Genomic DNA, 12,223 nt, shown 5'->3' on the forward strand with positions numbered 1-12,223 from the left:
ACAACACAATTTTAAAGAACATTAATTGTGCCAAAAAAAATTATTTTAAAAAGTCTATTTGCTGTTTAATTTGTTTTCTATGTTTAGTCTCATTATTAAATAATAAATTTTTAAGATTTTCCCAGTATTCACCTACAATTAATTTCTTTTTCAATTTGGAAGTAGAACCGTGACTTAAACCAAACCTAGGGATATTATAAAGAAGGTCTTTACGATTTAATTTTTTATATGTAAAACTAAAAGCATAATCAATAGATGTGTTTTCAAGTAAATTAATTTCTCGCTTTCCATAGTCTGTTTTAAAAACGCCGTTAGGGTAAGCGAATAATTTAATGGGTTGATTTAGTATGTCACTTAGTTCATTTATCGATTGATTGATCTCATTATATGCAATGTCATCGGATTCATTAGCAAGAATAGGATGATTGAGAGTATGTGCTCCTATAAGAAAGTGTCCGGAATTGTTTAACTCTTTTAATTCTGAGATATTCATATTCCTTCTAGGCCTTGAAGATATTTGATTTTCTGTTTTATAAATTGAAATTATATCAAGAATATCAGATATTTTCATATTTTTTAACATGGAATAGAGATAAAAATCTTTCATGAACTCTATGCTGATATTAAATTTTTTTGAAATAATTTGTCGAACATAATTTTCATTATATCCCTCCATTTCTTGAAACCAAAAATTAGTTTCAGACTTAAGAATGTAAGGAGAAACAAAAATAGCAGCCTGCAAATTATATTTTTTTAAAATTGGATAAATGATAGTGTAATCTGTTAAACAACCATCGTCCACAGTTATAAAGAAAGAATTTTCCTTTATTTTTTCACCTTTATAAAACCTCTGGATGTCTTCCATTTTGCAAGGACTGTACATAGATAATAAAAGTTGAATGGTTTCTTCAAACCATTTTGGGTCATTTATTTCGTGGAAGTTAATAATCTTAATCATATACAAATTTATTAGTACCAAAATAATACTCTGCATCACTGTCAGCATATGAAAGTTGAAATTCTGTATTAGTATCAGAAGGTTCGATAGTAATATGCTTAGAAAATGTACTAAATACTGATGTGGAACTTAGCTTTTTAAAATTGTTGTTAAATAATATATTGTTACAAGCAGTCAAAGAAGAAGAGGTAATGATGGCAAATAGATTTAATTTTTCAGATAGTTTTGTAACGCTATTTATAATAGTTTGGAGTTCGGAAGGATTATTTAAATCATATCTGTAGTCAACAAGCATTAAACAATTAACAGCTTTCCAACGTACCGGTCTTACAACAAAAAATGAAGGATTATTTTGATCAGTGTGTATGGTAGATTGATAAATATAATAGCGATTTTTTTTGTGTAAAAATCTCCAGCTCATAAAATCTTTATCCCTCAGTGTCTCTATAATTTCTTCATTCCATTGTGGAGTATTAATAACAAAATCATCAATATTTGTAATTAGTCTGAAATTTTGATTTTCATAGTGTGAAAAATTTAATTGATCAGGGAAATTATATTGATGTAATGAAGGATTTTTTATTTTAAAAAAACGATGAAATAAGAATTTTACAATATGATAGTAACTGGTAGGTTTATAAAAAAAGTTAAGTTCTCCAATAATTTTACATCCTAATTTTTGTTGTAATTTAAGTGCATTCGTAGATGCATTCATCCCAAAATAGTAGTCTTTTTTTATGAATAGTTTTGCCAATCCTATTCCAATTCCAAACTTTCTGTATTCTTCATCAACAAAATAATCCTGCCCCCAATAACCAGAATAAATATTATTTTTAAAAGCAAACTTTTCCGGAAGTGTGATAGATTGTCCGACAATCTTATCATCATTAAGACATATGTATACGGATTCTAAAGAATTAGAGTTAGGATTGTCTAAAAGTCTGTATTTTAAATATTCAGCTTGGCTGGGGATAAAAGGAAAAATTTTTTCATTAAATAAAACAATTTTTTCAAAATCACCAATATGGGCATTTCTATAATTTACCATACTGAAGAATGATAATTCAATTTGATATTACTTGTATGATTCAAAAGATTAAATAAAATTTTTTTTCTATTTTTTTGACTGTATGGAATTATATAATTCTTCAATACTTTTAAATTTAGCTAATTCATCAATAGCTATATCTACCTTATACTCATCCTCAATCATCATTTGTATAGTAACGGCGGTAAGAGAATCCCAGAAATCCGAATTAATATAATCGGTTTGTGGATTCAGGTTTAGTGATGTATCTTCCAGCTGATTTTTAAATTTGTCTATAAATTCGTTCATTTAATAAATATTTAGGAAACAAAGTTAAGTATTTTTTGAATTTGATAATCGTGTGTAAATGTTTTTTATTGAGCAGAGGATAATGTAAATATACTTATTTTTGTTTCTTCAGTTTTAAGTAACTCTGTTGCACAAGCTATCAGGGTAGCACCTGTAGTTAAAACATCATCAACTAGCAGGAAGTGACCTTTCTTAGATATATTTTTTTGAAAAGCACCCTGAATTCTTTGTAATCTTTCCCATTTTCCAGAGTTTGTTTGAGAATCCAAATGGTAAATCCTCTTTAAAATTTGAGGCTCATAAGTACAATTAAGAAGTTTGGATAAGGTTTCTGCACATAGTTCTATTTGATTATACGTTCTTTTTTCAAATCTTTTATAATGAATTGGGACAGGGACCACATAGTCTATTTGTTTAAGATTAGAATTATTTTTGTTTAACTCAAACCAAATTTCAGCCATCCAGCTACCTATTTCAGGACAATTTTTATACTTTAAATAATGTACTAATTTTTGCGTTATATTGTTTTTTTTGAAAATTAGTAAAGAAGAGGCATATTCTATTTTTACATGATTGTTTATTTTTTCTTTCAGGTAGTTATCACTGGAGAATGGAATACCAGTGAAAGGTAAAACAGAACTACAGCTTTCACATACAAATTTTTGATGGAAGGGTATTATTAAATCACAATTGATGCACCTTTTAGGAAATAACACAGAAAGAACCTCTTGCCACATAATAAAAATCATTTACCTTTGCTTAAAATTAGGTAAAATTTCTTAGAGGTGATAAGATTAACCAAAATATTTACTTTTGAAACGGCCCATGCTTTGTGGGGGTATGATGGGAAATGTAAAAATGTTCATGGACATTCTTACAAACTTTATGTGACTATTAAAGGAAACCCAATTGATGATATTCACAATTCAAAAAATGGAATGGTCATGGATTTTGGTGATTTAAAAGTCATCGTTAATGAATTAATTGTAGATCCTTTTGATCATGCCATATTGTTAAATTCAAACTCTGAGCATAAAAGACTGGGAGATACTTTAATTAAAGAAGGGCATAAAGTTATTTTTACAGACTATCAGCCTACTTGTGAAAATATGCTATCAGATTTTGCATTAAAAATCCAATCCCGCTTGCCTCAAGGTATTATTTTAGCTAAGTTAAAATTATATGAGACAGAAACTTCCTACGGAGAATGGATAAAAGAAGACCAATAATATTAAATTTACAAGAAGGGAAAAAAGTTTATTTTGCATCGGATCAACATTTTGGCGCTCCAGATGAAAATTCTTCTAAAATTAGAGAAAACAAATTTATCAGATTTCTTGATACTATTAAGAAAGACTGTGAATTTTTGTTTTTACTCGGAGATCTATTTGATTTTTGGCATGAATACAAAACTGTAGTTCCCAAAGGATTTGTAAGAGTTTTAGGTAAATTGGCTGAACTTTCCGATCAGGGAATAATCATTTACTGTTTTACAGGTAATCATGATTTATGGATGAGAGATTATCTCGAAAAAGAATTACATGTCATACTTTTCAGGGAAGAGCAGGAATTTTGTATTAATGGTAAAGAATTTTTTATAGCTCATGGAGATGGATTAGGTCCTGGAGATCATGGATATAAAAGAATGAAAAAATTATTTACTAATCCGGTAGCCCGGTGGTTTTTTCGATGGCTTCATCCTGATATTGGCGTTGCTTTAGGAAATTATTTGTCAAGAAAAAATAAATTAATTAGTGGAGATGAAGATGTTAAGTTTTTGGGAGAAGATAAAGAATGGTTGATTATATTCTCAAAAGATAAACTTAAAGAAAAGTTTTATAATTATTTTATTTATGGACATCGTCATCTTCCAATGGATTTAAAGATAGGAGAGGAGAGCCATTATGTTAATTTAGGAGACTGGATTACATATTTCACCTATGTTGAGTTTGATGGAGAAATGCTTGAGTTAAAGAATTTTGAGTAAATAATTTATTATTTCACTTCAAAAAGTTTTTTTAATTCCTGAGCTTCATTAGGACGTATTTTTCCGGATAAAATTAGAGATAATTCTCTTCTTTGTTGAGCCCCTTTGTATCGTTTCATTTCTTCATCAGTCTGAGGAATAATCTTATTGACTTTTTTAGGTTTCATCTTTTCATCTAACGCAACGAAAGTGTAAATTCCTTCATTTGTTTTGGTTTTAGTTTGTTTAAGCGGATCGTCTATCCATACGTCCACGAAAACTTCCATAGATGTTTCAAATGATTTGGAAACTTTTGCTATTACTTCAACAGTACTACCTACCGGAATAGGTTTATTGAAAGATACATGATTTACTGATGCAGTAACCACTTTAGATTCCGAATGTCTCATGGCAGCTATTGCACATGCACGATCCATTAAAGCCAGTAAATCCCCGCCAAACATATTATCATAACTATTGGTTTCATTAGTAAGTACGATAGTTGTCATGATGGTTTTTGAATCGTCCGGAATTTTGGATTTCATGTTTAATGTTTTTTAAGTCTACTGAATAGCTGGAAGACCAAAATATTTGTAATTAAATATGCAGTTTTCTGACATACTGAATATAATTTTTTCTTTATCTGACGAAAAAGTTCCCAATTTATCAAGGTCCAATTTACCGTTAGATTTTAATATTTCCTTCCATTCATTTATAGTCTTATCAACCGACTCTTTAACAAGCTTAAAATCTTTAGATTCAGCCAAAGATATTTCTTTAGCAAGCGTATTGTCATTTAGACTGTGCTGCTGTGAAAAAACTAAAGCATATCTGGGAGGAAAAGTTTTTTTTGATTCCGGATCTACTTTTGCAGATTCAAAAAGCAGATTAAATTTACCTAAAGTTGGTAAAGTAATTTGCTTATTGTCTTCCAGCAGTTGAATACAATATTTTAGTAATTCCATGATACAAAGGTAAAGCTAATAATCAATAATGGGCTGTTAAATTATATACACCTAGTAAACATAAGTTTATTTTGTGCCTTGGTAATCTTTAATTTTCTTTTTCATTGAACTGAAAAACTCTGGAGTAACACCAATATAGGAGGCTATATGTTTTTGAGAAACAACATCTTTCAATTCCGGAAATTTTTTACAAAAATCCAGATATCTTTCCTCCGCAGTAAAACTAAGAATTTCATTTAGTCTGTTTCTTAAAAAAATTACGGAACGCTCTAAGCTTTCATTATAATATTTTTCAAGTTTAGGGAATTTTTTAACAGATTCATCTTTTGCTTTTTTTGATAAAATCAAAATTTCAGAATCTGTTGCCGCAACAATGTTAAATTTAGTAGGTTTACCAAGTAATATACTTTCATTATCAGCAATCCACCATCCCTGAGATGAAAACTGAAGAACCTGTTCAACCCCTTTTTTATCATTTATGTAACTTCTAAGGCAACCGGAAATCACAAAATAATAATTATCTTCAATTTCACCCTGTTTCAATAAAAATTCTCTTTTATTAAGTTTTTTAAACTTTAGGATTGCCTTTATATGCTCTTTTTCTTCTTTTGAAAGAGTGACAACCTCATTTACTTTTTCTAAAATTTTATCAAACATCATAATAAAATAAATTTTTTAGCGATGTAATTTAAACAATATTTTTAATATATGTTAATATTAATTTTATCTTATTGCTTATATCTTTTATATTACATGGATATTTTACATTCCACTTTAATATAAAAATCACTTTAAAAAGTAATTATATTTCACATTTTTAATTAATTAGATAATTTTAAGATTGTCTTTAATTCAGCTAAAGAAAGTTGAGATTTTAAAGTTAAAAAAATCAAATTCTATGAGATAAATAGTTCAATTTTGATTTTTTTTGAGCTGTTTTATCGTTTAAAGTAACTCAAAAAAAGCAGTCGGGACTTTAAATAAGTGAAATTAAAATAAAATAAGTGGGTAAACTAAGGGGATAAAAACTTCAATATTATAAAAAACAGCCTCATTTTTTGAAGCTGTTTTTTTACATTTTAATCAAGTTTAAGTACAGCGAGAAAAGCTGATTGAGGGACTTCAACGCGTCCAATTTGTCTCATACGTTTTTTTCCTTCTTTTTGTTTTTCAAGAAGTTTTCTTTTACGAGATATATCACCTCCATAACATTTAGCAGTAACGTCTTTACGTAGAGCTTTAATAGTCTCTCTGGCTATTATTTTTGCTCCGATAGCAGCCTGGATTGGGATGTCAAATTGCTGTCTGGGAATAAGTTCTTTTAATTTTTCACACATTTTTTTGCCAATGGTATACGCATTATCCTGGTGGATTAAGGCTGATAGCGCATCAACGGGTTCACCATTGATAAGAATATCTACTTTCACTAGTTTTGAAGCCTTCATACCTGAAGGAGCATAGTCAAAAGAAGCATATCCTTTAGATATGGTTTTTAAACGATCATAAAAATCAAAAACCACTTCCGCTAAAGGCATTTCAAAAAATAACTCTACCCTGTCAGTTGTAAGATAGGATTGATTTGTCAATTCCCCTCTTTTTTCTATACACAGAGTCATGACAGAGCCAATGAAATCGGCTTTTGTTATTATAGATGCTTTTATATAGGGTTCTTCAACCCTATTTAGCATAGTAGGTTCCGGTAATTCTGAAGGGTTATGTACAGCAACAGCTTTTTCCGGGTCTTTATTTAAATAGGCATTGTATGAAACATTCGGAACAGTGGTGATTACAGTCATTTTAAATTCACGCTCCAGACGCTCCTGAATAATTTCCATGTGCAACATTCCTAAAAATCCACATCGAAAGCCAAATCCTAACGCAGCCGAAGATTCCGGTTCAAAAACCAACGAAGCATCATTAAGCTGGAGTTTTTCTAAAGCTCCTCGCAAAAGTTCATATTCTTCTGTATCAACAGGATATATTCCGGCAAATACCATAGGTTTAACCTCTTCAAATCCTGATATAGCCTCAGTGGCAGAATTCTCAACAGAAGTAATCGTATCACCTACTTTTACTTCGCGGGCTTCTTTAATACCGCTGATTATATAGCCTACATCTCCACATTGAATCATTTTTTTAGGAACCTGATTTAATTTGAGAGTACCGATTTCGTCAGCATCATAGTTTTTACCAGTTGCCATAAATTTTACTTTTTGGCCTTTTTTTATGCTTCCGTTTACCACCTTGAAATAGGCTTCAATTCCTCTGAAAGGATTAAATACCGAATCAAAAATTAAGGCTTGCAATGGAGCCTCAGGATTACCGGATGGAGCTGGTATTCGTTGAATGATTTGTTCAAGCAATTCAGGAACTCCTTCTCCTGTTTTTCCACTTGCTCTTAAAACATCTTCAGGTTTGCAGCCTAAGAGATTTACAATTTCATCAGTTACTTCCTCCGGATTTGCAGAAGGCAAGTCAATTTTATTTAATACCGGAATAATTTCCAAGTCATGTTCTAAAGCAAGATATAAATTTGAAATTGTTTGTGCTTGTATACTTTGAGCTGCATCAACAATTAATAAAGCACCTTCGCAAGCTGCTATAGAACGAGATACTTCATAGGAAAAATCTACGTGTCCCGGAGTGTCAATCAGATTAAGAATGTATTTTTCTCCATTATGTTCATGCTCCATCTGTATTGCGTGGCTTTTTATGGTAATTCCACGCTCACGCTCCAAATCCATGTCATCCAGGGTTTGTTCCTGAAGTTCTCTGTCTGAAATAGTTTTGGTTTGTTGAAGTAATCTGTCTGCCAGGGTACTTTTTCCGTGATCTATATGTGCAATGATGCAAAAATTTCTTATATTCTTCATACTTTCTTCAATGATGCAAAAGTACATTTTTTTACACATATATTTTACTTACAAAATGTAGTATTAAAAAAGTATTTTTAAATAATTTAACATTTAATTCCTACGTAATTGGTAGGAATTGTTAATTTTGCTAAGTTTTAGTATAAATTCAAAACTAATCAGAAAATTTAAATACTACGATGAAAAATTTGAAATTAACAGAAGATTGGACTGCTACAGTCATTGGGGGATTACTGCTCATAATCAGTATAATTTTATTTAGTGTAAATGGGTATGTGTTAAGCTGGCCATCTTTTAAATGGAATACTCTTGAAGAGCTTTCCGGAAATGTTCTTACTTTTAAAAATTTGTTAACAATTCTGCTTGTTTTTGTAGTCACTTACCTTGCTGTTGTGCTGGCATTCTTCTTACAAGGCAAATCATTAAATTCCTCAAAGGGATTTCCGGTTTTGTTTTTTTTGACAGTTATAGCTATGGTAGTAGGAGGTAACGGAATAATGAATGATTGGGGAATAGAATCAGTTATATTTTGTCTTCTTATAGGTTTATTTATTAATAATTTTATTGGAACACCAGATTGGTTGAAAGGGATATTATTATCTGAATTGTATGTAAAAATCGGGTTAATTTTTTTAGGAGCAACTATAATATTTCAGGATATTATGAAAGCAGGTGCATTAGGATTAATCCAATCTGTTATAGTTGTTTTTTCTGTTTGGTATTTTGCCTTCTGGTTGTGCAAAAAATTTAAGATTGATCAGGAAATGTCTATGATGCTTTCCAGTGCTGTATCCATTTGCGGTGTTTCAGCAGCAATAGCAACAGCAGGAGCAATAAAAGGAGATTCTAAAAAATTGTCCTATGTAGTCTCATTAGTTTTAGTTGTCGCAGTCCCTATGATTATAATTATGCCGGCTTTAGCAAAATTATTAGGTTTAAATGAAGTAATGGCTGGAGCCTGGATAGGAGGAACTATTGATACTACAGGTGCAGTAGCTGCTACCGGAGCAGTCTATGGAGAAGAAGCTCTGAAAATAAGTTCAATTGTTAAATTTTCTCAAAATGTTTTATTAGGTATTGCTGCTTTCCTTATCGCGGTTTATTGGAGTTATGCAAAAAAAGATGGTAATGAATATGCAGATAAACCAAATTTGAAAGTTATTTGGGAACGTTTTCCCAAATTTGTGTTAGGTTTTGTTGCTGCCTCCCTTTTATTTTCATTTGCTTTACCTACTGCTGAGTTTAAACCAGTTATCGGAACTTTAAAAAAGTTTCAGGGACTTTGGTTCGCCCTCGGATTTACTGCTATTGGATTAGAAACTAATTTTAAAACCTTAATCAATAGTGAAAATAGAAAAGCGACTTATGTTTTTTTAGGAGCGCAAACTTTTAATGTTGTATTTACCCTTATAGTAGCCTATCTTGTTTTTGGGATACAATGGGATTAGTAACTATTTTTGTGTAGGCCTTTTGATAAAACAAACCTGTAAAAAATTTTAAAAATATAATTTATGAAGCTTTTACAGGTTTATGTTTTCTTGTTCTATAAAGTAATTATCAAAAAAATGATAATATTTCTTCGTCTATATTAAGGTTATGAGCAGAGAAATAGCTGACCTAAAAGAAATTCATACTTTTTAAGTTTTTTTGAGGTCAATAAGTAATTAGATATCAGTCTATGAATTTATAAAAATATCAATTTGAAGATAAAGAGATCTGCTTACGTTTATTAGTGCTATGTTGTCTTTTATATAGTATCGAATAAGGATACCGGGTATTTAATCTTTTTTAATTAAGCTTATATGACTTAAAAAATGGTTTTTCCTTCATTTAAATTATAAATTTCCATAATTTCTTTTAAAATTTTCTTAAAATTAATTTTAAGATCTACAAGTTTACCGGTTTTAATGTCAAATATCCATCCGTGAACTTGAAGATCTCTTTCAAGAAAAGCCTTTTGTACAGCTGCGGTTTTGATCAAATTGATGCATTGTTCTTCAACATTTAACTCAACCAAGCGGTTGTATCTACGGTCTAAATCCTCAATTTTATTTAACTCGTCTTTATGGATTCGATATACATCCCGGATATTACGAAGCCAAGGATTTAATAGACCTAAATCTTGTGCTTCCATGGCGGCTTTAACTCCTCCACAATAATAATGTCCGCAAACAATGATTTGACTAACTTTTAAATGATCTACGGCATAAGTTATGACAGACTGTACGTTTAAGTCAATGCTTATCACCATGTTTGCTATATTACGGTGAACAAAAACTTCACCAGGTTTAGCTCCCAGTAGCTCTTCTGTGGAAACCCTGCTATCTGAACATCCAATATATAAAATATCGGGTTTTTGTCCTTTGGATAATTGATTGAAATATTCTTTATCTACAGATAGGCGTTCAGCTATCCATTCTTCATTGTGCGAAAAAATTTTTTTAAAATCCATTAAGATTATTGTTTTAATATATAAAAGTAATTAAAAATATTCAAAAATCTTAAGAATTTTGAATACTAAATTAATATACCTTTATTTCCTTTATATAAACTGTACTTTCCTGATCCTAAGAAAAATATAGCTAAAGAGCTGAAAAGATATAGTAAATTAAGTTCAACCTTTACCCCTCCCGTTTGTGAAAGTGAAAAATCATTTATACCATGGATTAAATAAAATGTCATTAGCATGGTAAATACGATTAGTAAAGAAGATATTCTTGTAAAAACTCCCAATAATAAACAAATGGGAGCTATAACCTCTCCTGTAGGAACGCCTATCCAAAGAAATTGAGGTAGGCCTTTAGAAGCCAATATTTCTTTTATAAAGTCATGTCCGTGGATTAGTTTTGCTATTCCGTGAAAAATCATAAGCCCTCCAACGGAAATACGTAAAGAAAGCTTTCCTAGATCTGCATTTATTTCTTTTGCCATAATTACTATGTATTAATTTAAAAAGCTAAGTTAAAAGCTTTATTAATGATAATTCTTATCATAGGATAATTAATCTTTAATAATGAGTTTTAATGAAGAGTGTATAAGGTGAAAATTGTATAAAATAGTAGAATGAAAATTAAAAGGAATAGATTAATAACAAAAATAAAAATTCCTTTGATTCGTGAAATAAATTTTTTCTCATTATAAATTCTGCTATGAGATCTGAAAAAATATAAAAAAGAATATAAGAAACAAAATATAGAGAATATAGCCAACAATGCTTCTAGGAAAATATTTTCTTCAAAAGCAGAATTAATCCAAACTGCGAGCACGATTATCAGGGCAGTTAATAAAATAAATGAAAAATAATGTAAAGTAAAGATACCATGGTCAAAATAATACCATTTTTTCTTTCCATGAAAAAGCCACAATGAAAAAGCAAAAAAATGCATATATATAGCCTTTGGCAGATTATGAATGAAGGAATAGATGAGTTTTTCTTTTATTTCATGAGTACTCATATGACTATAAATATCTTTCTTTTCTAGTGTTTTTTTAAAAGTCCAGTATTGAAATTTAGATAATTGACGGTCTTTGGGAAGATGGTACTAAATTGAATCCAGCTCATGGGTGGATTTTATATCCTTCAAATTATACATACTTACTCCGGATTTCAGAAAATCTAAATTTTCTTTATTTCTTGTTTCGGAGCCTTCATTCGTTGTTATTTCGATACTATTTTTGTAGTGAAATCCGGAAGAATAGCAGTAACAAAAAAGGTTAGGAAACTTATGAAGATATATAATTTTACAGGAGCTACCTGACTTTTTCTTTTTCCAGATAAATAGTCGTTAGTTAATTTACCCGGATAGAATAATAAATATTTTATTGTTTGCCAGAATTTACTGTCATAGTGAACCAAATCTTCTGCAAAATGTTTGAAGAGGTAGAAAAGGATTGATGGGTTTCGATGTTTTCCTGACCGCAATTAGGACAGAATCTGTGTGCAACAAAGTGGGAACAGTTTCGACAGACTTTTCCTTCTCTTAATTTAAAATGATCTATAAGCAGTAAATTAATTTTGAGAGGTCAAAATTATGAGAAAATATGGATAAGGATTCGGTTATTTTATTTTATTAAATCTTACTCAAAGAGCATGTTAATAACTAATAAGTATATGTATATCTTTTG

Annotated in this window: 14 protein-coding genes; 3 read left to right on the forward strand and 11 right to left on the reverse strand. The window is 30.0% G+C overall.

Annotated features, from left to right (window positions below):
- Positions 1–40: 40 nt before the first annotated feature.
- The 4 genes from EOV51_RS05550 to EOV51_RS05565 all read right to left on the reverse strand — a co-directional run bounded on the left by EOV51_RS05550 (position 41) and on the right by EOV51_RS05565 (position 3,031).
- Positions 41–958: a polysaccharide deacetylase family protein gene (locus EOV51_RS05550; RefSeq protein ID WP_164875248.1), complete on the reverse strand. Its 918-nt coding sequence runs from the start codon at positions 956–958 to the stop codon at positions 41–43.
- The gene (locus EOV51_RS05555) at positions 951–2,006 is read right to left on the reverse strand and encodes a hypothetical protein (RefSeq protein ID WP_128150711.1); all 1,056 of its coding nucleotides are present in this window, start codon (positions 2,004–2,006) and stop codon (positions 951–953) included. Before EOV51_RS05555 ends, EOV51_RS05550 begins: the two co-directional genes overlap by 8 nt.
- 66 nt (positions 2,007–2,072) lie before the next feature.
- On the reverse strand, positions 2,073–2,294 hold the full coding sequence (locus EOV51_RS05560; protein WP_128150713.1) for an acyl carrier protein: 222 nt from the start codon (positions 2,292–2,294) through the stop codon (positions 2,073–2,075).
- Positions 2,295–2,359: 65 nt separating this feature from the next.
- Complete coding sequence (locus EOV51_RS05565) at positions 2,360–3,031, reverse strand: ComF family protein (protein ID WP_128150715.1); 672 nt, start codon at positions 3,029–3,031, stop codon at positions 2,360–2,362.
- Between the two features lie 48 nt (positions 3,032–3,079).
- Between EOV51_RS05565 and EOV51_RS05570 the strand changes: the two genes are divergently transcribed.
- Both EOV51_RS05570 and EOV51_RS05575 read left to right on the forward strand, forming a co-directional pair.
- On the forward strand, positions 3,080–3,523 hold the full coding sequence (locus tag EOV51_RS05570) for a 6-pyruvoyl trahydropterin synthase family protein (protein WP_128150717.1): 444 nt from the start codon (positions 3,080–3,082) through the stop codon (positions 3,521–3,523).
- Positions 3,502–4,281 carry a UDP-2,3-diacylglucosamine diphosphatase gene (locus tag EOV51_RS05575; RefSeq protein ID WP_128150719.1) on the forward strand — a complete coding sequence of 260 codons (780 nt, stop codon included), beginning with the start codon at positions 3,502–3,504 and terminating at the stop codon, positions 4,279–4,281. Before EOV51_RS05570 ends, EOV51_RS05575 begins: the two co-directional genes overlap by 22 nt.
- An 8-nt stretch (positions 4,282–4,289) precedes the next feature.
- Here the strand turns inward: EOV51_RS05575 and EOV51_RS05580 are convergent, their stop codons facing one another.
- From EOV51_RS05580 to lepA, 4 genes are all read right to left on the reverse strand, one after another.
- Positions 4,290–4,805: an acyl-CoA thioesterase gene (locus EOV51_RS05580; RefSeq protein WP_128150721.1), complete on the reverse strand. Its 516-nt coding sequence runs from the start codon at positions 4,803–4,805 to the stop codon at positions 4,290–4,292.
- Positions 4,806–4,823: 18 nt separating this feature from the next.
- Positions 4,824–5,225 carry an HU domain-containing protein gene (locus EOV51_RS05585; RefSeq protein WP_128150723.1) on the reverse strand — a complete coding sequence of 134 codons (402 nt, stop codon included), beginning with the start codon at positions 5,223–5,225 and terminating at the stop codon, positions 4,824–4,826.
- Positions 5,226–5,291: 66 nt separating this feature from the next.
- Positions 5,292–5,885, reverse strand: a complete 594-nt coding sequence (locus tag EOV51_RS05590; RefSeq protein ID WP_128150725.1) for a Crp/Fnr family transcriptional regulator — start codon at positions 5,883–5,885, stop codon at positions 5,292–5,294.
- Positions 5,886–6,304: 419 nt separating this feature from the next.
- Positions 6,305–8,098 (reverse strand): translation elongation factor 4, encoded by a 1,794-nt coding sequence (gene lepA / locus EOV51_RS05595; protein ID WP_128150727.1) that lies wholly within the window; start codon positions 8,096–8,098, stop codon positions 6,305–6,307.
- Between the two features lie 179 nt (positions 8,099–8,277).
- On the opposite strand from lepA, the gene EOV51_RS05600 reads away from it, so the two are divergent.
- Positions 8,278–9,546, forward strand: coding sequence for a YeiH family protein (locus EOV51_RS05600; protein WP_128150729.1), 1,269 nt, complete (start codon positions 8,278–8,280; stop codon positions 9,544–9,546).
- A gap of 359 nt (positions 9,547–9,905) precedes the next feature.
- Here EOV51_RS05600 and EOV51_RS05605 read toward each other — a convergent pair whose 3' ends face one another.
- The 3 genes from EOV51_RS05605 to EOV51_RS05615 form a co-directional block, all read right to left on the reverse strand.
- Positions 9,906–10,550, reverse strand: coding sequence for a carbonic anhydrase (locus tag EOV51_RS05605; protein WP_128150731.1), 645 nt, complete (start codon positions 10,548–10,550; stop codon positions 9,906–9,908).
- Between the two features lie 65 nt (positions 10,551–10,615).
- On the reverse strand, positions 10,616–11,029 hold the full coding sequence (locus EOV51_RS05610) for a DoxX family protein (protein WP_128150733.1): 414 nt from the start codon (positions 11,027–11,029) through the stop codon (positions 10,616–10,618).
- A 727-nt stretch (positions 11,030–11,756) separates the two neighbouring features.
- On the reverse strand, positions 11,757–12,020 hold the full coding sequence (locus tag EOV51_RS05615; RefSeq protein WP_228427742.1) for a DUF3667 domain-containing protein: 264 nt from the start codon (positions 12,018–12,020) through the stop codon (positions 11,757–11,759).
- Positions 12,021–12,223: the final 203 nt, after the last annotated feature.

The sequence above is a fragment of the Apibacter raozihei genome (assembly GCF_004014855.1).
GTDB lineage: Bacteria > Bacteroidota > Bacteroidia > Flavobacteriales > Weeksellaceae > Apibacter > Apibacter raozihei.